Origin of the sequence: Microbacterium sp. (assembly GCF_047606385.1) — a bacterium.
Lineage (GTDB): Bacteria > Actinomycetota > Actinomycetes > Actinomycetales > Microbacteriaceae > Microbacterium.
Window position 1 is genome coordinate 20885 of sequence record NZ_JASGEL010000044.1, and the last position, 22175, is coordinate 43059.

Annotated in this window: 35 protein-coding genes; 34 read left to right on the plus strand and 1 reads right to left on the minus strand. The window is 69.1% G+C overall.

The genetic code is table 11. The features are described from left to right. The first annotated feature begins 36 nt into the window (after positions 1-36). From QM626_RS04990 to QM626_RS05015, 6 genes are all read left to right on the plus strand, one after another. The gene (locus QM626_RS04990) at positions 37-1026 is read left to right on the plus strand and encodes a putative zinc-binding metallopeptidase (protein ID WP_415074608.1); all 990 of its coding nucleotides are present in this window, start codon (positions 37-39) and stop codon (positions 1024-1026) included. A gap of 63 nt (positions 1027-1089) precedes the next feature. Next, a complete protein-coding gene (locus QM626_RS04995) occupies positions 1090-1695 on the plus strand; it encodes a hypothetical protein (protein WP_415074610.1) in 606 nt (201 codons plus the stop codon). Between the two features lie 233 nt (positions 1696-1928). Beyond that, entirely contained in the window at positions 1929-2417 is a 489-nt protein-coding gene (locus QM626_RS05000) for a hypothetical protein (protein ID WP_415074612.1), read from the plus strand. Positions 2418-2501: 84 nt separating this feature from the next. Next, on the plus strand, positions 2502-2846 hold the full coding sequence (locus QM626_RS05005; protein WP_415074686.1) for a helix-turn-helix transcriptional regulator: 345 nt from the start codon (positions 2502-2504) through the stop codon (positions 2844-2846). 126 nt (positions 2847-2972) lie between these two features. Further along, the gene (locus QM626_RS05010) at positions 2973-3188 is read left to right on the plus strand and encodes a DUF433 domain-containing protein (protein WP_415074614.1); all 216 of its coding nucleotides are present in this window, start codon (positions 2973-2975) and stop codon (positions 3186-3188) included. Position 3189: 1 nt separating this feature from the next. Next, positions 3190-3519 (plus strand): DUF5615 family PIN-like protein, encoded by a 330-nt coding sequence (locus QM626_RS05015; protein ID WP_415074616.1) that lies wholly within the window; start codon positions 3190-3192, stop codon positions 3517-3519. Positions 3520-3537: 18 nt separating this feature from the next. Here the strand turns inward: QM626_RS05015 and QM626_RS05020 are convergent, their stop codons facing one another. Next, on the minus strand, positions 3538-4110 hold the full coding sequence (locus tag QM626_RS05020; RefSeq protein WP_415074618.1) for a hypothetical protein: 573 nt from the start codon (positions 4108-4110) through the stop codon (positions 3538-3540). Between the two features lie 121 nt (positions 4111-4231). Between QM626_RS05020 and QM626_RS05025 the strand changes: the two genes are divergently transcribed. The 28 genes from QM626_RS05025 to rplO all read left to right on the plus strand — a co-directional run bounded on the left by QM626_RS05025 (position 4232) and on the right by rplO (position 22148). Beyond that, positions 4232-5221 carry an ABC transporter gene (locus QM626_RS05025; protein WP_415074620.1) on the plus strand — a complete coding sequence of 330 codons (990 nt, stop codon included), beginning with the start codon at positions 4232-4234 and terminating at the stop codon, positions 5219-5221. Beyond that, on the plus strand, positions 5218-5697 hold the full coding sequence (locus QM626_RS05030; protein WP_415074622.1) for a hypothetical protein: 480 nt from the start codon (positions 5218-5220) through the stop codon (positions 5695-5697). Before QM626_RS05025 ends, QM626_RS05030 begins: the two co-directional genes overlap by 4 nt. Positions 5698-5745: 48 nt before the next feature. Next, a complete protein-coding gene (locus QM626_RS05035) occupies positions 5746-6408 on the plus strand; it encodes a spermidine/putrescine ABC transporter substrate-binding protein (RefSeq protein WP_415074624.1) in 663 nt (220 codons plus the stop codon). Positions 6409-6416: 8 nt separating this feature from the next. After that, positions 6417-7646, plus strand: coding sequence for a DUF5684 domain-containing protein (locus QM626_RS05040; protein ID WP_415074626.1), 1230 nt, complete (start codon positions 6417-6419; stop codon positions 7644-7646). A gap of 275 nt (positions 7647-7921) precedes the next feature. Continuing rightward, positions 7922-8290 (plus strand): 30S ribosomal protein S12, encoded by a 369-nt coding sequence (gene rpsL, locus QM626_RS05045; RefSeq protein ID WP_150920677.1) that lies wholly within the window; start codon positions 7922-7924, stop codon positions 8288-8290. Positions 8291-8295: 5 nt separating this feature from the next. Continuing rightward, a complete protein-coding gene (gene rpsG, locus QM626_RS05050; RefSeq protein ID WP_415074629.1) occupies positions 8296-8766 on the plus strand; it encodes a 30S ribosomal protein S7 in 471 nt (156 codons plus the stop codon). A gap of 68 nt (positions 8767-8834) precedes the next feature. Continuing rightward, entirely contained in the window at positions 8835-10949 is a 2115-nt protein-coding gene (gene fusA, locus QM626_RS05055) for an elongation factor G (protein ID WP_415074631.1), read from the plus strand. Positions 10950-11107: 158 nt separating this feature from the next. Further along, on the plus strand, positions 11108-12301 hold the full coding sequence (gene tuf / locus QM626_RS05060; RefSeq protein ID WP_415074633.1) for an elongation factor Tu: 1194 nt from the start codon (positions 11108-11110) through the stop codon (positions 12299-12301). A gap of 429 nt (positions 12302-12730) precedes the next feature. After that, positions 12731-13039 carry a 30S ribosomal protein S10 gene (gene rpsJ / locus QM626_RS05065; RefSeq protein WP_378841551.1) on the plus strand — a complete coding sequence of 103 codons (309 nt, stop codon included), beginning with the start codon at positions 12731-12733 and terminating at the stop codon, positions 13037-13039. A gap of 8 nt (positions 13040-13047) precedes the next feature. Continuing rightward, a complete protein-coding gene (gene rplC / locus QM626_RS05070; RefSeq protein ID WP_415074635.1) occupies positions 13048-13707 on the plus strand; it encodes a 50S ribosomal protein L3 in 660 nt (219 codons plus the stop codon). Between the two features lie 4 nt (positions 13708-13711). Further along, positions 13712-14371: a 50S ribosomal protein L4 gene (gene rplD / locus QM626_RS05075; protein ID WP_415074637.1), complete on the plus strand. Its 660-nt coding sequence runs from the start codon at positions 13712-13714 to the stop codon at positions 14369-14371. Next, positions 14368-14667, plus strand: coding sequence for a 50S ribosomal protein L23 (gene rplW, locus QM626_RS05080; RefSeq protein ID WP_415074639.1), 300 nt, complete (start codon positions 14368-14370; stop codon positions 14665-14667). The genes rplD and rplW overlap by 4 nt, the downstream gene beginning before the upstream one ends. A 25-nt stretch (positions 14668-14692) precedes the next feature. Then, positions 14693-15532 (plus strand): 50S ribosomal protein L2, encoded by an 840-nt coding sequence (rplB, locus tag QM626_RS05085; protein WP_415074641.1) that lies wholly within the window; start codon positions 14693-14695, stop codon positions 15530-15532. Between the two features lie 12 nt (positions 15533-15544). Beyond that, the gene (gene rpsS / locus QM626_RS05090) at positions 15545-15826 is read left to right on the plus strand and encodes a 30S ribosomal protein S19 (RefSeq protein WP_056117683.1); all 282 of its coding nucleotides are present in this window, start codon (positions 15545-15547) and stop codon (positions 15824-15826) included. Continuing rightward, positions 15826-16224, plus strand: coding sequence for a 50S ribosomal protein L22 (gene rplV, locus QM626_RS05095; RefSeq protein ID WP_415074644.1), 399 nt, complete (start codon positions 15826-15828; stop codon positions 16222-16224). Before rpsS ends, rplV begins: the two co-directional genes overlap by 1 nt. Further along, positions 16224-16958: a 30S ribosomal protein S3 gene (rpsC, locus tag QM626_RS05100; RefSeq protein ID WP_415074646.1), complete on the plus strand. Its 735-nt coding sequence runs from the start codon at positions 16224-16226 to the stop codon at positions 16956-16958. Before rplV ends, rpsC begins: the two co-directional genes overlap by 1 nt. Beyond that, positions 16958-17377: a 50S ribosomal protein L16 gene (gene rplP, locus QM626_RS05105; protein ID WP_029145865.1), complete on the plus strand. Its 420-nt coding sequence runs from the start codon at positions 16958-16960 to the stop codon at positions 17375-17377. The genes rpsC and rplP overlap by 1 nt, the downstream gene beginning before the upstream one ends. After that, positions 17377-17688 carry a 50S ribosomal protein L29 gene (rpmC, locus tag QM626_RS05110; RefSeq protein WP_415074649.1) on the plus strand — a complete coding sequence of 104 codons (312 nt, stop codon included), beginning with the start codon at positions 17377-17379 and terminating at the stop codon, positions 17686-17688. The genes rplP and rpmC overlap by 1 nt, the downstream gene beginning before the upstream one ends. Beyond that, positions 17688-18023 (plus strand): 30S ribosomal protein S17, encoded by a 336-nt coding sequence (rpsQ, locus tag QM626_RS05115; RefSeq protein ID WP_415074651.1) that lies wholly within the window; start codon positions 17688-17690, stop codon positions 18021-18023. The genes rpmC and rpsQ overlap by 1 nt, the downstream gene beginning before the upstream one ends. Further along, complete coding sequence (gene rplN, locus QM626_RS05120) at positions 18020-18388, plus strand: 50S ribosomal protein L14 (protein ID WP_415074653.1); 369 nt, start codon at positions 18020-18022, stop codon at positions 18386-18388. The genes rpsQ and rplN overlap by 4 nt, the downstream gene beginning before the upstream one ends. Before the next feature lie 2 nt (positions 18389-18390). Continuing rightward, positions 18391-18750 (plus strand): 50S ribosomal protein L24, encoded by a 360-nt coding sequence (gene rplX, locus QM626_RS05125; protein ID WP_415074655.1) that lies wholly within the window; start codon positions 18391-18393, stop codon positions 18748-18750. 2 nt (positions 18751-18752) lie between these two features. Continuing rightward, the gene (gene rplE, locus QM626_RS05130; protein WP_415074657.1) at positions 18753-19343 is read left to right on the plus strand and encodes a 50S ribosomal protein L5; all 591 of its coding nucleotides are present in this window, start codon (positions 18753-18755) and stop codon (positions 19341-19343) included. 70 nt (positions 19344-19413) lie between these two features. Then, on the plus strand, positions 19414-19812 hold the full coding sequence (gene rpsH / locus QM626_RS05135) for a 30S ribosomal protein S8 (RefSeq protein ID WP_415074659.1): 399 nt from the start codon (positions 19414-19416) through the stop codon (positions 19810-19812). Between the two features lie 6 nt (positions 19813-19818). Further along, complete coding sequence (gene rplF / locus QM626_RS05140) at positions 19819-20355, plus strand: 50S ribosomal protein L6 (RefSeq protein WP_415074661.1); 537 nt, start codon at positions 19819-19821, stop codon at positions 20353-20355. Positions 20356-20357: 2 nt separating this feature from the next. Next, positions 20358-20717 carry a 50S ribosomal protein L18 gene (rplR, locus tag QM626_RS05145; RefSeq protein ID WP_415074663.1) on the plus strand — a complete coding sequence of 120 codons (360 nt, stop codon included), beginning with the start codon at positions 20358-20360 and terminating at the stop codon, positions 20715-20717. After that, positions 20714-21406 (plus strand): 30S ribosomal protein S5, encoded by a 693-nt coding sequence (gene rpsE, locus QM626_RS05150; protein ID WP_415074665.1) that lies wholly within the window; start codon positions 20714-20716, stop codon positions 21404-21406. Before rplR ends, rpsE begins: the two co-directional genes overlap by 4 nt. After that, a complete protein-coding gene (gene rpmD / locus QM626_RS05155) occupies positions 21406-21591 on the plus strand; it encodes a 50S ribosomal protein L30 (protein ID WP_045249910.1) in 186 nt (61 codons plus the stop codon). The genes rpsE and rpmD overlap by 1 nt, the downstream gene beginning before the upstream one ends. Then, the gene (gene rplO, locus QM626_RS05160; protein WP_415074668.1) at positions 21591-22148 is read left to right on the plus strand and encodes a 50S ribosomal protein L15; all 558 of its coding nucleotides are present in this window, start codon (positions 21591-21593) and stop codon (positions 22146-22148) included. The genes rpmD and rplO overlap by 1 nt, the downstream gene beginning before the upstream one ends. Positions 22149-22175: the final 27 nt, after the last annotated feature.

Below are 22175 nucleotides of genomic sequence, written 5' to 3' on the forward strand. Positions count from 1 at the left end.
GGGACGCCGCGGGCCCGGGTATGACATGCTCGCGGTGTGAAGGCCTTCCAGTGCCGCGTGTGCGGCAACGCCCTGTACTTCGAGAACTCCGTCTGCGTGTCGTGCGGCACCGGCCTCGGCTACTCGCGTGACGAGGCGGCGATCGTGCCGGTGGACGCGGACGGCCGCTACGTCGACGCCACCGGCCTCGTCTGGCACGTGTGCCGCAACCTCAACCTGTCCGGATGCACGTGGCTCGCCCCGCTCGAGGGCGGCCAGTGCGCGGCCTGCGACCTCACCCGCACGCGACCGAACGACGCGGATGCCGCCGGCATCGAGCTGTTCCCGGTCGCCGAGCGCGCCAAGCGGTGGCTCATCGCCGAGCTCGACCGGCTCGGGTTCCCGGTCGTGGGCAAGGACGAGGACCCGGAGAGCGGCCTGTGCTTCGACCTGCTGTCCAGCACCGCCGAGAACGTCGTGATCGGACACGACGGCGGCGTCGTCACGATCGACCTGGCGGAGGGCGACGACGCCTACCGCGTGAAGGTGCAGGAGCAGCTCGACGAGCCGTACCGCACCATGCTCGGCCACTTCCGGCACGAGGTCGGCCACTACTACGAGTGGCTGCTCGTGGAGGGGACCGATCGGATCGAGGAGGCGCGGCGCCTGTTCGGCGACGAGAGCGCCGACTACCAGGCGGCCATCGACCGGCACTACGACCAGGGCGCGCCGGCGGACTGGGCGGAGTCCTTCATCTCCACCTACGCGACCATGCACCCGTACGAGGACTTCGCCGAGACGTGGGCGCACTACCTGCACATCTGCGACACGATCGAGACGGCCGCCGCGTACGGGCTCACCGCGGTCGGCGGCGTCGACGCGTTCTCGGTGTTCCGCGACCTGGTGACCGGGGTGTGGATGCCGCTGTCGATCGCGTTGAACATGATCAACCGGTCGATGGGCACCGACGATCTCTACCCGTTCGTCATCCCCGGCCCGGTGCTCGACAAGCTCGAGTTCGTCGCCTCGCTGCGACCGGCAGCCTGAGATCGGCGCGTGCCGCTGCCGGGCTGACGCGCGGCCCCGACGTACCGTGAGGACGGAGGGATCATGGCGCGCACCGGCGGACGCAACAGCTTCATGGCCTGGCTCGGCGGTATCGCCTGCCTCGGTGTGATCGGCGCGCTCCTCTACCTCGCGGTGCCCGGCATCCCGGGCGCGATCGCCATGGTCGGCGACACGCTGCGGGCGGCTCACCCGGCGACCATGGTCTCGGCGCCTGCGGCCACCACCGCCGACACAGCGGCGTCCGGGTGCCGCGCGCTCTACTCCGACGCGCTCTGGGCCGAGCTGACGCAGATGGCCGGTGGCGACCCGGTCGAGTCCATGGCGGCGCCGGCGACGGGCTCGACGGCGCTCGCGGCCGCCCTGTCGCCGGCCGTGCGGGTGACCTGCACGTTCACGGCCGGCTACGACGGGCGCATCGTCACGACGGTCTCCGATGTGGCCGCGGACGCGGCATCCGCCGCCCGCACCGCCCTCGTCGCCGACGGCTTCTCGTGCGCCTCCACCAGCGGGGGCGGCGTCGACTGCACGCGTACCGATGACGACGTGGTCGAGCAGGACGTGGTCCGCGGCGGGGTATGGGTGACCACCACGTTCACCGGCTGGCAGCCCACGGGCTACGCCGCCGGCATGGCCGCTCAGCTCTGGTAGCGGCTCAGCGATTTCGGCTTCACGCGTCATACGGGGTGTTCGGCTGCTCCCCGGTGCTGTGCACCGCCAGCGGCCGGGCGGGGGATGGGACACGGGGAACGGCAACCTCGCATGGCACAGCTTCGGCCAGTACACGAACGAAGGCTTCGACTGCCTCTCGGGAATCTGCGGCACCCGGGCGATGGACGTAACCTTGACGTACTGAGCTGGAGCATATGAATCCAGGACGTGATATGACAACGAGCGGCACCGAGATCCAGCAGCTGCGCCTCATCGGCCTCTTGGCGGGGGGAAGCATCGCCTTGGTTCTCGGTGCCGCTGTCGTCTCGGCATCGGCAGCCGCATACGGGTTCCTCAATTTCGCCTATATGGCTTCAGGTTTCCTCATCGTCGGCGACCTCTTCCTGGTGCCCATCTACGTCCTGATCGGCGGCTCCCTGCTGGTATTCCTGCGGCGGCGAGAAGCTCCGTTCAGCAGCGTTGTGAGTTCGTTCGCCTGGTGCGGGCTGGCGATCGCCACTGCGTTGACGATCATTCTCGGAGCGACCACTCAGTCGTGGGGTGTCGCGGCCCTTGCCGTGCTGTGCACCACGGCCTGGTGCCTGATTCCATCCCTTCTGCTGCTCAAGGTCTTCTCCCGGCATCACCGCACGGCTCTCGCGGTCTTTCTCGTCTGCTCCGCCCTCGCCGCCGGTGCCGGACTACTCATCCTCCTGCGATGACAGAAAGCCGACGGATGACCCGGGGACCCGCGTCATGAATAGACGCGGGTCGGCGGTCATGCACTGCGAAGGGGAGTTCTCTTGGTGACGTTCATCGATGATGCATGCGAGCATCGCGCACGCTCTGCCGCCCGACTATCTCGCCTGTTTCTCCATATCCGCGCCCGGAGGGGCCTCTCGCAGGAACAGGTCGCCCATGCGGCCGGCATCGCCGTCGTCACCTACCGTGAGCTCGAACACGGCCACAGTAATGGCGGAGAGAGTTCGAACCCCACCCTTGAAACGTTGACGCGAGATTCACCGCACTCGAAATCGATATCCGCGACGTGGCCATTGTTGACGACCCCGCGCGCGCCATTCTCGGCGGTCAGCTGGGGCCCGGGGCGTCGGCGTCGCACTAAACGACCTAAGTCGGGGTCGAGTCTCTGATCTGACAGGTTGCGGCGGCCGTGATCGTGATTGTCGCCATCGCCATCGCCACCGCCACCGCCATCGCCATCGCCATCGTCAGCGTCGGTCTGGCCTTGGGGCGTGTCGAGATGGGAGACTGGCGGAATGGAGCGCATCACGATCGACCCGGGTATCTGCGGTGGCCGGCCGACGATCCGCGGCATGCGTATCCGCGTGCAGGATGTGCTGGAACTGCTCGCAGCGGGTGTCCCGGAGTCGGAGATCCTCGCCGACTACCCGGACCTGGAATCCGAAGACCTCCGCGCCTCGATCGCGTACGCGGCCCGTGAGATCGCGCACCCGGTACTGCTCGCCTCCTGAGATGCGCTTCGTCATTGACGCGCAGCTGCCGCCGGCACTGGCGGCGGTGTTGCAGCGCGAAGGCCACGACGCCGTCGCGGTGCGGGATATCGGGTTGCGGGAAGCGTCGGACGGTGACATCTGGGGCCACTGTGCCCAGACCGGTCAGGTGATCGTCTCCAAAGACGACGACTTTGCCCGTCGTGCGCGCGACACCACGACCGGGCCGTCGGTGGTGTGGCTGCGGGTGGGGAACGCGTCCAAGCGCGCTCTCGAAGCGTGGTTCGTTCCGCTGCTGCCGGCCATCCTCGACCAGTTGGACGCCGGAGAACGCCTCGTCGAGGTGCGGTAGTCGCGGTCGCGGCCCCGTTCAGCCGAACAGCGACGCGACGATGCTGTCGGTGTAGCCCGACGGCGCCAGGTTCGAGTAGCTCGTGTCGATCATGATCCCATCGCGGTAGAACAGCGTCCGGCCGTCGGTGACCGGGTAGGTCGCGTCGGTCCAGGTCTTCTCGCAGCGGGTGCCGCTCGACGGCGTGTAGCAGGTGAAGCCCTCGTCGGTCACGAGCTCGTTGAGCATGTCCAGAGCCGGGCCGCTGCTCATCTGCGAGATGGTCGTCTGCAGGTACGTGGTGTCGGCGGCGGGGTCGCGCCAGAGGCACACGAGCGATCCGTCGGCCTGCACACCGGTGGACACCCCGGTGTCCGGGTCGTTCAGCGGGGTGTCGGCGAGCTGGGAGAGCACGGACGCGGACAGGATCGCGCGGCAGTCGGTCGGCACCGCCACGGCGGTGGCCGTCGCGCTGGCCGACGCCGAGGCGCTCGCCGTGACCGAGGGCGTGATCGTCTCGGTCGGGCTCGCGGTGGTCTCCGGGTCGGGTGCGCAGGCGGTGAGGACCGTCGCCAGCGCGGCGACGGCGAGGAGCAGCAGGCGGGGGGACATGCCGACACGCTAGCGGGCGCGGACGAATCGCCGCGACGGCTGCGCGCCTGCGCGGCCTGGGAGCGTGCGCCGGTTACTCTCGGCCTCGCGGGCGAGTGTCCCGCATGAGGAGCGGATTGCGATGAGTGACCCGAACACGACCCCCGAGGACACCTCGCTCGACGAGGCCGTCGCGCGTGCGAACGAGGGGCTCGCGGATGCCGAGGCCGCCGGCCGCGACGCGGTCGCCGACCCGACCCCCGCCGACGTCCCGGCCGTCGAGCCGGTCGTGGCCGAGCCCGTCGCGGAGGCGACGGCGTCGGAGCCCGCCGCCGAGCCCGTGGTCGCCGAGCCCGTCGAGCCCGCGGCTGTCGAGCCGGCCGTCGTGGAGCCCGTCGCCGAGCCGGTCGTGGCCGAGCCCGTGGCGGAGACGCCGGTGGTGCTCGAAGAGCCCGTCGTCGCGGAGCCGGCCGCCTGGTACGACCGCCCCGAGGAGGAGGCCGCGCCCGCGGCGTCCGAGCCCGTCGTCGCCCCCGCCGACACGTTCGTCGCGACCACGGTCGCCGCCCCGATCTTCGTGCAGGCGCCCGAGGCTCCCCGCCCCCGCGGCAACCGCGGCGCGGCGGGCGCGATCGGCCTGCTCGCGGCCGTGACCTTCGCCGTGATCACCTTCGGCATCCAGTTCGGCGCCGCGTTCGTGCTCGGCTCGGTCGACGGCGCGCACGCGGTGAGCTTCGCGACGGCGCTGGCGACCTCGTGGGTGTTCTGGGTGCCCGTCGTCGCGTTCTTCATCGGCTTCTGGTTCCTCGGCGCGATCCTCAACCGCGCGCGGTGGGGCCACTGGGTGATCTGGGGCCTGCTCGTCGCCGCCGTCGCCTACGGTGGCTACATCCTCGGCGTGCTGTTCGAGGCGCCGTTCTGGCAGCTGACGGCGAGCCAGGGTCGCAGCCTGCTGGCCGACAGCTGGTTCGCGCCGTTCGCGATCGTCGCCTTCGTCGTCGCCCGCGAGGTCGCGATCTGGTTCGGCGCCTGGGTCGCGGCGCGCGGCCGCAAGGTGACCGAGCTCAACGAGGTGGCTCAGGCCGAGTACGAGCGCACGCTCGAGGCGGGCCCGCAGCTGTACCAGCAGTGAGCGAGAGCCAGCCTCCCCGGCCGTCGGTGCGCCCGGCGGTGGCGCTGGCGTTCTGCCTCGTCGGCTACGTCGCCCTCGTGATCGCGGGCCTGGGGCTGGCGAGCCTCGCGACGGACTCCGACGTCATCTCGGCGCCGGGGATCGGCCAGTCGCCGGGCGCGGTGGGGATGCTGGCCGCCGCCGCCGCGTTCGCCGGCGTCCTCTGGTGGGTGATCCGACTGCGCCATCCCGCGTTCGGCTCGGTCGTGTTCGTGATCGCGGCGACCTACGTCGCGTACGTGATCGTCACCGGTCTCGCGGTGACGATCGAGGCCGCCGACATCGCCGCCGGTCTCGCGGTCGCCGGCCGGCTCGCGATCGGATGGCCGGGTGCCGTCGTCGCGGCGGCGGCGCTCGTGGCCGGATGGGCCGGCATCGCGCTGGTGCGCACGCGGGCGGGCCGGCCGCGGTGGCCGTGGGAGCGCCGCGGCGACTGAGTCCGCGGAATTCCGCAGGATCCGAGCGCGGGCCACTACCGTGGAATCGTGGAGCGATCGCTCGAGACGCAGGTGAGCCAGGCGGTGGACGCGTGGCTGCGCTGGCTGCCCCGCTGGGAGCCGGCCACGCACCGCGGCCGGGTCGCTCCCTGCCGCCGCTGCTTCGGGTCGCCGATCCTGTCCGCCGCTGGTGTCGGCTCGGACGTGCCTCACGGCGTGCAGCACGGGCTGTCCACCCGGCTGAAGGCGATCGTCGACCACGCCGTCGCCGAGTACACGTCGCGCAACCTGCCGTTGCTGCAGGCCGAGCTCGACCAGCAGGCGGCGCGCAATCGCGCCCGCAGCTACCGGCCCGCCGAGAACCTCGACCCCGAGTTCGAGGGGCTGCCGCTGGATCCGGACCCGACCCCGGACGCCCCGTTCCTGTTCACGATCGCCGGGCTGGCCGCGCAGGCGGACGCCGACGTGCCGGCCCTGCCGCCGCTGACCGACGAGGCGAAGGTCGCGCTGCGGCAGGAGGTCGGGCTGGCCGACGACTATGCCAATATGATCGGCCGGGAGGTCTGCGCGATCCTCCTGCACCATCGATTGCGCATCCAGGCCGCGATCACGCAGTACGTCGAACCGCAGATCGCCGCCATGCTGGACGAGCTGGCACGATCCCTCGACGCGCCCTTCGACCCCCGGGACCTCGACGGTCCCCGACCCTGAGGCCCCACATGCAGCTCCATCTCCTCGCCGCGGCAGAGTCCGGCTCCGGCTCGCTCGTGCTGGTCCTGCTCGCCGGGCTGCTGCCCTCGCTCGTCGTCTACGTGTGGACTGCGCTCGCGCTCGCGCGCGTGTTCGCCAAGCTCGACGTCGCCGGCTGGAAGGCCTGGGTCCCGATCTACAACGCCGCCGTCTTCCTGCGCCTGGGCGACTACAGCGGCTGGCTGCTGCTCCTGTGGCTGATCCCGATCTTCGGGCCGGTCTTCGTCTACGTCGCGATCGTGACCGCGGCGCACCGCATCGGCCAGCGCTTCGGGTACGGCGGCGGCATGACGGTGCTGGCCGCGCTGCTGTTCCCGGTGTGGGCCAGCGTCCTCGGCTTCGGCGGCGCGGTGCCGGGGCCGCGCCGCAGCGGATACGCGTTCCTGGCGGCGGAGGACGCCGAGAGCGCGCTGCGCTCGATCTCGCCCGGCTTCGGGCGCTCTGCCGCGGCAGGCTACGACGCGCGCACGGACCTGCTCGCCCCCTCCGCGTGGATCCCGCCGGCGGCCCACGATGGCGCCGCTTTCCCGCAACGGCCACAGGAATATCAGGCGCCATCGGCGGAGACAGGCGCCATCGCACCGGAACCCGCGCCGGCGGCGGAGCCCGCTCCCGCCCCGGTCGCGCCGGCGCCGGCCGAGCCGGAGCCGGTCACGTCCTGGTGGATGCCGGCTCCGGAGACCCCGGGGCCGGTCGTGCGCGAGTCGTACGTCGGCGAGCCGGACGCCTTCCCCGAGGAGTCCGGCGCCGTCTCCGCCGTCTACGGCTCGCCGATCGCCGGCACCCCGCGCTCGGCCACCTCCGCGGTCTCGGCGTTCCGCTCCGGGATCGGCGATGCCGACCCGGTCGACGACGACACCATGATCGCGTCGCGCCGGCGGCCGGCCTGGCTGCTGCGGCTTCCCGACGGCACGGCGGCCGACCTCACGGCGGATGCGGCGGTGCTCGGACGTCGCCCGGGCCCGGTCCACACCGCACCGGGCGCGCAGCTGATCGCGGTCGTCGAGGGCACCCGCACGGTCTCCAAGACCCACGCGCTGCTGCGCCGGCAGGGGGACGGCTGGGTGATCTCCGACCTCGGCTCGACCAACGGCGTGCTGATCGACGGCGTCGAGCTCGCGCCGGGGGAGTCGGCGGAGGTGGCGGGGGAGTTCCTCCTCGGCGACGCGCGGCTGCGGCTGGACCGTCGCGAGCCCTGAGACCGTTTGACCGCGCTCCAGCGCCCGCGTATCATTGAGCGGGTGTGCGCTCGTGCGCGCCCTGCGTCGCGCCTCGGTGCACGCGGGCCGCAGGCTCGCATCATCTCAGGGAACGACCTGCGAACAGGTCACCCCCACGGCATACCCATCACTCGCGTCAGACATCCTGTCGCACCGGTGGGTGGATGTGGGCCCGGTCCGACACGGAGCGACATCTCCGCCCGGGCAGGGCGAGACCACTTGCTGTCACCGTGCAGCACAAACAAGGAGAGAACGTGCCAACCATTCAGCAGTTGGTTCGCAAGGGGCGTGCGCCGAAGGTCTCGAAGACCAAGGCTCCCGCGCTGAAGGCGAACCCGCAGCAGGCGGGTGTCTGCACCCGCGTCTACACGACCACGCCGAAGAAGCCGAACTCGGCCATGCGCAAGGTCGCCCGTGTCAAGCTCCGCAACGGCACCGAGGTGACCGCCTACATCCCGGGCGAGGGCCACAACCTGCAGGAGCACTCGCTGGTGCTCGTCCGCGGGGGTCGCGTCAAGGACCTCCCCGGCGTGCGCTACAAGATCGTCCGCGGCGCCCTGGACACCCAGGCCGTGAAGAACCGTAAGCAGGCTCGCAGCCGCTACGGCGCGAAGAAGGGCTGAGAACCATGCCTCGTAAGGGTCCCGCCCCCAAGCGTCCCGTCGTCAACGACCCGGTGTACGGCGCTCCGATCGTCACCCAGCTGGTCAACAAGATCCTCATCGACGGCAAGAAGTCGCTGGCCGAGTCGATCGTGTACGGCGCCCTGCAGGGCGTCGAGGCGAAGAACGGCCAGGATGCCGTCACCACCCTCAAGAAGGCGCTGGACAACGTCCGCCCCACCCTCGAGGTCAAGAGTCGTCGCGTCGGCGGCTCGACCTACCAGGTGCCGGTCGAGGTCAAGCCGCACCGCGCGAACACCCTCGCGCTGCGCTGGCTCGTCAGCTACGCCAAGGGCCGTCGCGAGAAGACGATGACCGAGCGGCTGCAGAACGAGATCCTCGACGCCTCGAACGGCCTCGGTGCCGCGGTCAAGCGCCGCGAGGACACCCACAAGATGGCCGAGTCGAACCGCGCCTTCGCGCACTACCGCTGGTAACAGCCTCCTGGATGCGGGGGCCGGCGACGGCCCCCGCATCCACCTGTCACAGATAAGGAAGACACCCCGTGGCACAAGACGTGCTCACCGACCTCAAGAAGGTCCGCAACATCGGCATCATGGCGCACATCGATGCCGGCAAGACGACGACGACCGAGCGCATCCTGTTCTACACGGGCGTCAACCACAAGATCGGCGAGACCCACGACGGCGCTGCCACCACCGACTGGATGGAGCAGGAGCAGGAGCGCGGCATCACGATCACCTCCGCGGCGGTGACCTGCTTCTGGAACGGCACCCAGATCAACATCATCGACACCCCGGGCCACGTGGACTTCACGGTCGAGGTGGAGCGCTCGCTGCGCGTCCTCGACGGCGCGGTCGCCGTCTTCGACGGCAAGGAGGGCGTCGAGCCCCAGTCCGAGACCGTGTGGCGCCAGGCCGACAAGTACGACGTGCCCCGTATCTGCTTCGTCAACAAGATGGACAAGCTGGGCGCCGACTTCTACTTCACGGTCGACACCATCGTCAACCGCCTGAAGGCCAAGCCGCTCGTGCTGCAGCTGCCGATCGGCGCCGAGAACGACTTCGTGGGCGTCATCGACCTCGTCGAGATGCGCGCGCTGGTGTGGCCCGGCGACGCCAAGGGCGACGTGACCATGGGCGCCAAGTACGAGGTGGCGGAGATCCCCGCCGACCTGGCCGACAAGGCCGCCGAGTACCGCGAGAAGCTGCTCGAGACGGTCGCCGAGAGCGACGAGGCCCTGCTGGAGAAGTACTTCGGCGGCGAGGAGCTCACGGTCGCCGAGATCAAGGGCGCCATCCGCTCCCTGACCGTCGCCGGCGAGCTGTACCCGGTGCTCTGCGGCTCCGCGTTCAAGAACCGCGGCGTCCAGCCCATGCTCGACGCGGTCGTGGACTACCTGCCCTCGCCCCTGGACGTGCCCGCCATCGAGGCGCACGACCCCAAGGACGAGGAGCGGATCATCGAGCGCCACGCCGACGCGTCGGAGCCGTTCGCGGCCCTCGCGTTCAAGATCGTCTCGCACCCGTTCTTCGGCCGGCTCACCTACATCCGCGTCTACTCGGGAGCGCTCGACTCCGGCGCCCAGGTCGTCAACGCGACCAAGGGCAAGAAGGAGCGCATCGGGAAGATCTTCCAGATGCACGCCAACAAGGAGAACCCGGTCGACTCGGTCACCGCGGGCCACATCTACGCGGTCATCGGCCTCAAGGACACCACCACCGGCGACACCCTCTCCGACTCCGCCAACCAGGTCGTCCTCGAGTCGATGACGTTCCCGGAGCCGGTCATCGAGGTCGCCATCGAGCCCAAGACCAAGGCCGACCAGGAGAAGCTGGGTGTCGCCATCCAGAAGCTCGCCGAGGAGGACCCGACGTTCCGCGTCGAGCAGAACTCTGAGACCGGCCAGACCGTCATCAAGGGCATGGGCGAGCTGCATCTCGACATCCTCGTGGACCGCATGAAGCGCGAGTTCAAGGTCGAGGCCAACGTCGGCAAGCCCCAGGTGGCCTACCGCGAGACGATCCGCAAGACCGTCGAGCGCCACGACTACACGCACAAGAAGCAGACCGGCGGCTCGGGTCAGTTCGCGAAGGTGCAGTTCGCGATCGAGCCGATCGAGGTCACGGCCGAGAAGATCTACGAGTTCGAGAACAAGGTCACCGGTGGCCGCATCCCGCGCGAGTACATCGAGCCGACCAACCAGGGCTTCCAGGACGCGATGGCGGTCGGCGTGCTCGCCGGTTACCCCATGGTGGGCGTGAAGGCGACCCTGCTCGACGGCGCATCGCACGACGTCGACTCCTCGGAGATGGCGTTCAAGATCGCGGGCTCGATGGGCTTCAAGGAAGCCGTCCGCAAGGCGAACCCGGTGCTGCTCGAGCCGATCATGGCGGTCGAGGTGCGCACCCCCGAGGAGTACATGGGCGACGTCATCGGCGACCTGAACTCCCGCCGCGGGCAGATCCAGTCGATGGAGGACGCCGCCGGCGTCAAGGTGGTGCGCGCGAACGTGCCGCTGTCCGAGATGTTCGGCTACATCGGCGACCTGCGCTCGAAGACCAGCGGCCGCGCCGTCTACTCCATGGAGTTCGACAGCTACGCCGAGGTCCCGCGGGCCGTGGCGGACGAGATCATCCAGAAGAACAAGGGCGAGTAACACCGTCCAGGATGCGGCGGGGCCGCACCCGCCGCATCCGTTCTGCTGGTCCACAACTTCACACGAACCCTCTCTACTAAACTGAGAACAACCCCGTAGAGAACCGGTCGCAATCCAGCGCCCGGCACATCTACACGACCGTCCTATAGGAGGACCCAGTGGCCAAGGCCAAGTTCGAGCGGACCAAGCCGCACGTCAACATCGGAACGATCGGTCACGTCGACCACGGCAAGACCACGCTCACCGCTGCGATCTCGAAGGTGCTCGCCGACAAGTACCCGTCGGCCACCAACGTGCAGCGTGACTTCGCGTCGATCGACTCCGCTCCGGAGGAGCGTCAGCGCGGCATCACGATCAACATCTCGCACGTCGAGTACGAGACCCCCAAGCGCCACTACGCGCACGTCGACGCGCCCGGTCACGCCGACTACATCAAGAACATGATCACCGGTGCCGCTCAGATGGACGGCGCGATCCTCGTGGTCGCGGCGACCGACGGCCCGATGGCCCAGACGCGCGAGCACGTGCTGCTGGCCAAGCAGGTCGGCGTCCCCTACCTGCTCGTCGCGCTGAACAAGGCCGACATGGTCGACGACGAGGAGATCCTGGAGCTCGTCGAGCTCGAGGTGCGCGAGCTGCTCAGCTCGCAGGACTTCGACGGCGACAACGCGCCGGTCGTTCGCGTGTCGGGCCTCAAGGCGCTCGAGGGCGACCCGGAGTGGACCGAGTCGATCGTCAAGCTCATGGAGGCCGTCGACGAGTCCATCCCGGACCCGGTGCGCGACAAGGACAAGCCCTTCCTCATGCCGATCGAGGACGTCTTCACGATCACCGGTCGTGGCACCGTCGTCACCGGTCGTGCCGAGCGCGGCACCCTGGCCATCAACTCCGAGGTCGAGATCGTCGGCATCCGCCCGACGCAGAAGACCATCGTCACGGGCATCGAGATGTTCCACAAGCAGCTCGACGAGGCCTGGGCCGGCGAGAACTGCGGTCTGCTCCTGCGCGGCACCAAGCGTGACGACGTCGAGCGCGGCCAGGTCGTCGTGAAGCCGGGCTCGGTGACCCCCCACACCAACTTCGAGGGCACCGCGTACATCCTGTCCAAGGACGAGGGCGGCCGTCACAACCCCTTCTACACGAACTACCGCCCGCAGTTCTATTTCCGTACCACGGACGTCACCGGCGTCATCACGCTGCCCGAGGGCACCGAGATGGTCATGCCGGGCGACACTACGGACATGACCGTGGAGCTGATCCAGCCCATCGCCATGGAAGAGGGCCTCGGCTTCGCGATCCGTGAGGGCGGCCGCACGGTCGGCGCCGGCACGGTGACCAAGATCATCAAGTAGGTCTCCGGACTCAGCGCAAGGGGTCGGGCCTTCGGGCCCGGCCCCTTGCGCTGTTCCTCCCGGATGCGGGAGAGCGGGGAGCGCGCGACACGCCCGGGTTTGCGACACGCCCGGGCGACACGTAGACTAGTCAGGTTCCACACTCCGACGTCGCCTTCCGGCGCGCCGGATCACTGCCAGGGCAGTGCATAGAGAGCGTTCCACGCGAACTCTAGGCCGCGGGCAGCAGAACAGCACACCCCATCTCCGCTCCGGGAAACCGGCGCCTCGGCGCGTGCGGGATGGGGGCCGGGGAGACCCGGTCTGACATGAGAACAGCGGTGCAGTATCCCGCGAGAGCGGAGAAGTGCCCCGGCGCGTAAGCGCCGCCGTGCGTCCGATGCCCCCGAACCCGGTGCGGTATGACGCGAGAAAGAGAGTGAGCAGACAATGGCGGGACAGAAGATCCGCATTCGCCTGAAGTCGTACGACCACGCCGGTCTCGACTCGTCGGCGCGGAAGATCGTCGACACCGTGACCCGTGCCGGTGCGACCGTCGTGGGGCCCGTGCCCCTTCCGACCGAGAAGAACGTCGTCGCCGTCATCCGGTCGCCGCACAAGTACAAGGACAGCCGCGAGCACTTCGAGATGCGCACCCACAAGCGCCTCATCGACATCATCGACCCGACGCCCAAGGCCGTCGACTCGCTGATGCGTCTCGACCTCCCGGCCGACGTCAACATCGAGATCAAGCTCTGAGGCGCGTCATGTCCGACATCAACACGAAGACTTCCAAGGGACTGCTGGGCACCAAGCTCGGCATGACCCAGGTGTGGAACGAGCAGGGAAAGCTCGTCCCCGTCACCGTCATCGAGATCACCCCCAACGTGGTCACGCAGGTGCGCACCCCCGAGAAGGACGGCTACTCGGCCGTCCAGATCGCGGCCGGCGCCATCGACCCGCGCAAGGTCAACAAGCCGCTCGAGGGCCACTTCGACACCGCCGGGGTCACCCCCCGTCGCCACCTCACCGAGGTGCGCACCGCGGACGCCGCTGACTATTCACTCGGTCAGGAGCTCACCGTGGACGCGACCTTCGAGGCCGGCCAGCTGGTCGACGTCGTCGGCACCAGCAAGGGCAAGGGCACCGCGGGCGTCATGAAGCGCCACAACTTCAAGGGCGTCTCCGCCTCGCACGGTGCGCACCGCAACCATCGCAAGCCGGGCTCCATCGGTGCCTCCTCGACGCCCAGCCGCGTCTTCAAGGGCATGCGCATGGCCGGCCGCATGGGCGGCGAGCGCGTGACCGTCCTCAACCTCACGGTGCACGCCGTGGACGCCGAGAAGGGTCTGCTGCTCGTCAAGGGCGCCGTCCCCGGTGCCCGTGGCCGCATCGTCTACGTCCGCACCGCAGTGAAGGGGGCCTGAGCACATGGCTGACTCGACTCTCGCGCTCGACGTCCGCAAGGCAGACGGCAAGAAGGCCGGCTCGGTCGAGCTGCCCGCCGCCCTGTTCGACGTCAAGACGAACATCCCGCTGATCCACCAGGTCGTCGTCGCGCAGCTCGCGGCGGCTCGCCAGGGCACCCACTCGACCAAGCGTCGCGGCGAGGTCTCCGGCGCCGGCCGCAAGCCGTTCAAGCAGAAGGGCACGGGCAACGCCCGGCAGGGCTCGATCCGTGCGCCGCACATGACCGGTGGTGGCATCGTGCACGGCCCGAAGCCGCGCAACTACGCCCAGCGCACCCCCAAGAAGATGGTCTCGGCCGCCCTCCTGGGCGCGCTCAGCGACCGCGTCCGCGGCGAGCGGCTGCACATCGTCGAGTCCTTCGGGATCGACGGCGCACCCTCGACCAAGGCCGCCGCGGCGGTGCTGTCCGCCCTGGGCGGCACCAAGAACGTGCTCGTCGTGATCGAGCGCGCCGACGAGCTCACCGTCAAGAGCGTGCGCAACCTCGCGTACGTGCACGTGCTGAGCTTCGACCAGCTGAACGCCTACGACGTGCTCGTCTCCGACGACATCGTCTTCACCCAGGCCGCCTACGACGCCTTCGTCGCGTCCAAGACGGCCACCGAGGAGGTCTCGGCATGACCGCCGTGAACAAGGACCCGCGCGACATCATCCTGAAGCCGGTCGTCTCGGAGAAGAGCTACGGCTTGATCGACGAGGGCAAGTACACGTTCTACGTGGATCCCCGTGCGAACAAGACCGAGATCAAGCTCGCGGTCGAGAAGATCTTCGGCGTCAAGGTCGCCGCGGTCAACACGATCAACCGCGTCGGCAAGGCCCGTCGCACCCGCTTCGGCATCGGCAAGCGCAAGGACACCAAGCGCGCGATCGTGACCCTGCGCTCGGGCACCATCGACATCTTCACGGCAGTCGGCTGACGGTCGGGACGAGGACGAGAGAACAATGGCAATTCGCAAGTACAAGCCCACGACCCCGGGTCGTCGCGGTTCGTCGGTCGCCGACTTCGCTGAGATCACCCGGTCGACGCCGGAGAAGTCGCTGCTGCGCCCGCTGTCCAAGACCGGTGGCCGCAACAACCAGGGCCGCATCACGACGCGGCACATCGGTGGCGGTCACAAGCGCCAGTACCGTCTGATCGACTTCCGTCGCAACGACAAGGACGGCATCGACGCCAAGGTCGCGCACATCGAATACGACCCCAACCGCACCGCGCGCATCGCGCTGCTGCACTACGTCGACGGCACGAAGCGCTACATCCTCGCGCCGAACAAGCTGTCGCAGGGTGACGTCGTCGAGTCGGGTCCGGCCGCCGACATCAAGCCCGGCAACAACCTGCCGCTGCGCAACATCCCCACCGGTACGGTGATCCACGCGATCGAGCTGCGTCCCGGCGGCGGCGCGAAGCTGGCCCGCTCCGCCGGCGCCAGCGTCCGCCTGGTCGCGAAGGACGGCCCGTACGCGCAGCTGCGGCTGCCCTCGGGCGAGATCCGCAACGTCGACCTGCGCTGCCGCGCGACGATCGGCGAGGTCGGCAACGCCGAGCAGTCCAACATCAACTGGGGCAAGGCCGGCCGCAAGCGCTGGAAGGGCGTGCGCCCGACCGTCCGCGGTGTCGCCATGAACCCGGTCGACCACCCGCACGGTGGTGGTGAGGGCAAGACCAGCGGTGGTCGCCACCCGGTTTCGCCGTGGGGTCAGCCTGAGGGCCGCACCCGCCACGCGAACAAGGAAAGCGACAAGCTGATCGTCCGCCGCCGTACCGCCGGCAAGAAGCGCAAGTAGGAGTAGAGGAAGATGCCTCGCAGCCTGAAGAAGGGCCCTTTCGTCGACGAGCACCTGCTCCGCAAGGTCGTCGTCCAGAACGAAGCCGGCACCAAGAACGTCATCAAGACCTGGTCGCGTCGCTCGATGATCGTCCCCGCCATGCTGGGGCACACGATCGCCGTGCACGACGGACGCAAGCACATCCCGGTGTTCGTGTCCGAGACCATGGTCGGCCACAAGCTGGGCGAGTTCGCGCCCACCCGCACCTTCCGCGGTCACGTGAAGGACGACAAGAAGGGGCGGCGCCGCTGATGGTCGAGTCCATTGCACGCGTGAAGCACATCCGCGTCACCCCGCAGAAGGCACGCCGTGTCGTCGCGCTGATCAAGGGCAAGCAGGCCGAGGAGGCCCTGGCGATCCTGAAGTTCGCGCAGCAGTCCGCGAGCGAGCCGATCTACAAGCTCGTCGCCTCCGCCGTGGCCAACGCCCGGGTGAAGGCCGACCAGCAGAACGAGTACCTGGACGAGGCCGACCTGTACGTGAAGAACGCGTACGTCGACGAGGGCACCACGCTCAAGCGTTTCCAGCCCCGTGCCCAGGGCCGCGCGTTCCAGATCAAGAAGCGCACGAGCCACATCACGGTCGTGCTGGCCACCCCCGAGGTCGACGAGGCCGCGGCGGGCGCCACGAGCAAGAAGGCGAGCAAGTAATGGGACAGAAGGTCAACCCGTACGGCTTCCGCCTGGGCATCACCACCGACCACGTGTCGCGCTGGTTCTCCGACTCCACCAAGCCCGGTCAGCGCTACGCCGACTACGTGGCCGAGGACATCCGGATCCGCAAGCTCCTGCAGTCGAAGCTCGACCGCGCGGGCGTGAGCAACATCGAGATCGAGCGCACGCGTGACCGCGTCCGCGTCGACATCCACACCGCGCGCCCGGGCATCGTCATCGGCCGCCGCGGCGCGGAGGCCGAGCGCATCCGCGCCGACCTCGAGAAGCTCACCGGCAAGCAGATCCAGCTGAACATCCTCGAGGTCAAGAACCCCGAGGCCGACGCGCAGCTGGTGGCCCAGGGCGTGGCCGAGCAGCTGAGCGCCCGCGTGGCGTTCCGCCGCGCGATGCGCAAGGGCCTGCAGGGCGCGCAGCGCGCCGGCGCCAAGGGCGTCCGCATCCAGGTCTCCGGCCGTCTCGGCGGTGCCGAGATGAGCCGCTCGGAGTTCTACCGCGAGGGCCGGGTGCCGCTGCACACGCTCCGCGCGAACATCGACTACGGCTTCTACGAGGCCAAGACCACCTTCGGCCGCATCGGCGTGAAGGTCTGGATCTACAAGGGCGACCTGACCAACAAGGAGCTGGCCCGCGAGCAGGCGAACCAGAAGCCGGCCCGCGACCGTCGCCCGCGTCGCAACGAGGCCCCCGTGGCAGAAGGAGCGTCGGCGTAATGCTCATCCCCCGCAAGGTCAAGTACCGCAAGCAGCACCACCCGGGCCGCAGCGGCCAGGCCACCGGCGGCACGAAGGTCTCCTTCGGCGAGTTCGGCATCCAGGCGCTGACCCCCGCCTATGTGACCAACCGTCAGATCGAGTCCGCTCGTATCGCGATGACCCGTCACATCAAGCGCGGCGGCAAGGTGTGGATCAACATCTACCCCGACCGTCCGCTGACCAAGAAGCCCGCCGAGACCCGTATGGGCTCCGGCAAGGGCTCGCCCGAGTGGTGGGTCGCGAACGTCAAGCCGGGTCGCGTCCTCTTCGAGGTCGCCGGCGTCAACGAGCAGCTCGCTCGCGAGGCCCTGACCCGTGCCATCCACAAGCTGCCGCTGAAGGCACGCATCATCAAGCGCGAGGAGGGCGACGCGTAATGGCGATCGGCACCAAGCAGCTCGCCCCGAGCGAGCTCGACACGTTCGAAGACCAGCGTCTGGTCGAGGAGCTGCGCAAGGCGAAGGAAGAGCTGTTCAACCTGCGCTTCCAGTCCGCCACCGGGCAGCTCGAGAGCCACGGCCGCATCCGCGCCGTCAAGCGCGACATCGCGCGTCTGTACACCGTGATCCGCGAGCGCGAGCTCGGGATCCGTGCGACCCCGGTCGCGGTGGAGGCTCCGGCCAAGGCGAAGAAGAGCAAGGCCAAGAAGGCGGACGCCGACGAGGCCGTGAAGGAAGAGGCTGAGTGATGGCCACCACGAAGAAGGCCGAGGAGGCCGTCGTCGAGACGGCCGGGCACGAGCACGCTGCCCACGACGTGCGCGACGCCGACGCCCGCGGATACCGCAAGGCCCGCCGCGGCTACGTTGTCAGCGACAAGATGGACAAGACCATCGTCGTCGAGGTCGAGGACCGCGTGAAGCACCCCCTGTACGGCAAGGTCATCCGCCGCACCTCCAAGGTGAAGGCGCACGACGAGGGCAACACCGCCGGCATCGGCGACCTGGTGCTCATCAACGAGACCCGCCCGCTGAGCGCCACCAAGCGCTGGCGTCTGGTGGAGATCCTGGAGAAGGCCAAGTGATCCAGACCGAGACCCGCCTCAAGGTCGCCGACAACACCGGCGCCAAGGAGCTGCTGACCATCCGGGTGCTCGGCGGTTCGAACCGCCGTTACGCCGGCCTGGGCGACGTCATCGTCGCCACGGTCAAGGACGCGATCCCCGGCGGCAACGTGAAGAAGGGCGACGTGGTCAAGGCCGTCATCGTCCGCACCGTCAAGGAGACCCGTCGTCCCGACGGCTCGTACATCAAGTTCGACGAGAACGCCGCCGTGATCCTGAAGAACGACGGGGAGCCCCGCGGCACCCGCATCTTCGGCCCGGTCGGTCGTGAGCTTCGCGACAAGAAGTTCATGAAGATCGTCTCGCTCGCCCCGGAGGTCATCTGATCATGGCGAAGATCAAGAAGGGCGACCTGGTTCAGGTCATCTCGGGCGCCAAGCCCGAGCGCGGCGGCGACCGCGGCAAGCAGGGGAAGGTCCTCGAGGTCTTCCCGGAGCAGAACCGCGTGCTCGTCGAGGGCGTGAACTACGTCACCAAGCACAACCGCGTGGGCCAGTCCCAGCGCGGCACCAAGACGGGCGGCATCGAGACCTTCGAGGCCCCCATCCACATCTCCAACGTCGCCCTCGTCGACCCCTCGACCAAGAAGCCGACCCGCGTCGGCCGCCGGGTCGAGGAGCAGGTCAAGGACGGCGTGAAGCGCACGGTCCGCGTGCGCTACGCGAAGAAGTCAGGCAAGGACCTCTGAACATGAGCACCACCGCTGCCGTGGAGGCTGGCACGAACCAGCCCCGCCTGAAGCAGAAGTACAACGCCGAGATCAAGAAGGCGCTGCAGGACGAGTTCGGCTACACCAACGTCATGCAGATCCCCGGCCTGGTCAAGGTCGTCGTGAACACCGGTGTCGGCGAGGCCGCTCGCGACAGCAAGGTGATCGACGGGGCGGTCGACGACCTCACCCGCATCACCGGCCAGAAGCCGGTCGTCACCAAGGCCCGCAAGTCCATCGCGCAGTTCAAGCTGCGCGAGGGCCAGGCCATCGGCGCGCACGTCACGCTGCGCGGCGACCGCGCCTGGGAGTTCCTGGACCGCCTGGTCAGCCTCGCGCTGCCGCGCATCCGCGACTTCCGCGGGCTGTCCGACCGCCAGTTCGACGGTCACGGCAACTACACGTTCGGTCTGCAGGAGCAGTCGGTCTTCCACGAGATCGATCAGGACAGGATCGACCGCGTCCGTGGGTTCGACATCACCGTCGTCACCACGGCGAACACGGACGACGAGGGCCGCTCGCTGCTGCGTCACCTCGGCTTCCCGTTCCGTCAGAACGACCCTCAGGCCTGAGCACCACCCATCACGAAGGTCGGCTGTCGTGTAACGGCATCCGAAACCGCTGAACGAAGGAAACACCATCATGACGATGACAGACCCGGTCGCAGACATGCTGACCCGGCTGCGCAACGCGAACGCCGCGCACCACGACGAGGTGTCGCTGCCCAGCTCCAAGCTGAAGACCCACATCGCCGAGATCCTCCAGCAGGAGGGCTACATCTCCGGCTGGCAGGTCGCAGACGCCCGCGTCGGCCAGACCCTGACCCTGACGCTGAAGTACGGCCCCAACCGCGAGCGGTCGATCGCCGGCATCAAGCGCGTCTCCAAGCCCGGCCTGCGCGTGTACGCCAAGTCGACCGAGATCCCCAAGGTCCTCGGCGGGCTCGGCGTCGCCATCCTGTCCACCTCCTCCGGTCTGCTCACCGACCGTCAGGCCGAGTCGAAGGGCGTGGGTGGGGAAGTCCTCGCCTACGTGTGGTGATCTGACATGTCGCGTATCGGACGTCTTCCCATCGACATCCCCGCCGGCGTCACCGTGACCGTCGACGGCCAGGACGTCGCCGTCAAGGGCCCCAAGGGCGAGCTCGCGCTCACCGTGTCGCGCCCGATCGAGGTCACGGTCGAGGAGAACCAGGTTCTCGTCAGCCGTCCCGACGACGAGCGTGCCTCCCGGTCGCTGCACGGCCTGACCCGCACCCTCATCAACAACAACATCATCGGTGTCACCCAGGGCTACACCAAGGGCCTCGAGGTCGTCGGCACGGGCTACCGCGTCGCGCAGAAGGGCGGCTCGGTCGAGTTCGCCCTGGGCTTCTCGCACCCGGTGCTCGTCGACCCGCCGGCCGGCATCACCTTCACGGTGGAGGGCAACAACAAGCTCACCGTGAGCGGCATCGACAAGCAGGCCGTCGGCGAGGCGGCCGCCAACATCCGCAAGATCCGCAAGCCCGAGCCCTACAAGGGCAAGGGTGTGCGCTACGCCGGCGAGGTCGTTCGGCGCAAGGCCGGAAAGGCTGGTAAGTAACCATGGCTGTGACTTCCAAGTCCGTCGCGCGGGGGCGTCGCCACGCCCGGCTGCGCAAGAAGGTCGTCGGCACCGCCGAGCGGCCGCGCCTGGTCGTGACCCGTTCCGCCCGCCACGTCTTCGTCCAGCTGGTCGACGACGGTCAGGGCCGCACCGTGGCCAGCGCGTCCACGCTCGAGGCCGACCTGCGCGGCTTCGACGGCGACAAGACCGCCAAGGCGCGCAAGGTCGGCGAGCTCGTCGCCGAGCGTGCGAAGGCCGCCGGCGTGTCGGACGTCGTGTTCGACCGTGGTGGCAACCGCTACGCCGGTCGCGTCGCCGCTGTCGCCTCCGGCGCCCGCGAAGGAGGGCTGAACCTGTGAGTGAGATCAAGGAGACCACTGTGTCCGACGGCACCGTGACCGACGCTGCTGCGGCCGCGCCCGCAGAGGCCGAGACCCAGACCGAGCCGCGCGAGGCGCGCCGGGGCGCGCGCGAGCGCAACCCCAACCGCGACCGCAACGCGAACAACCGCAACGACAGCCAGTTCCTGGAGCGCGTCGTCACGATCAACCGCGTGTCGAAGGTCGTCAAGGGCGGTCGCCGGTTCAGCTTCACCGCCCTCGTGGTCGTCGGAGACGGCAACGGCGTGGTCGGGGTCGGCTACGGCAAGGCCCGCGAGGTGCCGCTGGCGATCTCGAAGGGCGTCGAAGAGGCCAAGCGCAACTTCTTCCGCGTGCCGCGCACAGGCGGAACCATCCCGCACCCGGTGCAGGGCGAGGCCGCTGCCGGCGTGGTGCTGCTGCGTCCCGCCGCCGCCGGTACCGGTGTCATCGCCGGCGGTCCGGTGCGCGCCGTGCTCGAGTGCGCCGGCATCCATGACGTCCTGTCGAAGTCGCTCGGCTCGTCGAACACGATCAACATCGTGCACGCGACCGTCGAGGCGCTGAAGCAGCTCGAGGAGCCGCGTCACGTCGCCGCCCGCCGTGGCCTCGACTTCGACCAGGTCGCCCCCGCCCGACTCGTCCGCGCCGAGGCCGAGGCCGCCGCGGCGCAGAAGGCAGGTGTCTGATGGCCGCGCGGCTCAAGGTGACCCAGGTCAAGTCCAAGGTGAGCGAGAAGCAGAACCAGCGCGACACGCTGCGTTCGCTCGGTCTGAAGCGGATCGGCGACTCCGTCGTCCGTCCCGACGACGCCCAGACGCGCGGCTACGTCCGCGCGGTCGCCCACCTCGTGAAGGTTGAGGAGATCGACTGATGGCCGAGAAGGCTGAGAAGGCGACCGAGGCGGTCGTCGACAAGGAGAAGAAGGCGCCCGCCAAGAAGGCCGCCGCCAAGGCTCCGGCGAAGGCGGAGTCGAAGGACGCCGCGACCCGGCCCGGCGTGCTGAAGGTGCACCACCTGCGTCCGGTTCCCGGCGCCAACACCGCGAAGACCCGCGTGGGTCGCGGCGAGGGCTCGAAGGGCAAGACCGCCGGCCGCGGCACCAAGGGCACGAAGGCCCGGTACCAGGTCAAGGTGGGGTTCGAGGGCGGTCAGATGCCGCTGCACATGCGCACCCCGAAGCTGCGCGGCTTCAAGAACCCGTTCCGGGTCGAGTACCAGGTCGTGAACCTGGAGAAGCTCGCGGAGCTGTACCCGACCGGTGGCGACGTCACCGTGGGCGACCTGGTCGCCAAGGGCGCGGTGCGCAAGAACGAGAAGGTCAAGGTGCTCGGCACCGGCGACATCGCCGTGAAGCTGAACGTCGCGGTCGACAAGGTCTCCGGTTCCGCGGAGCAGAAGATCGTCGCCGCGGGCGGCACCGTCAAGTGACAACCCGGTGGGGGTCGGAGCGTGCTC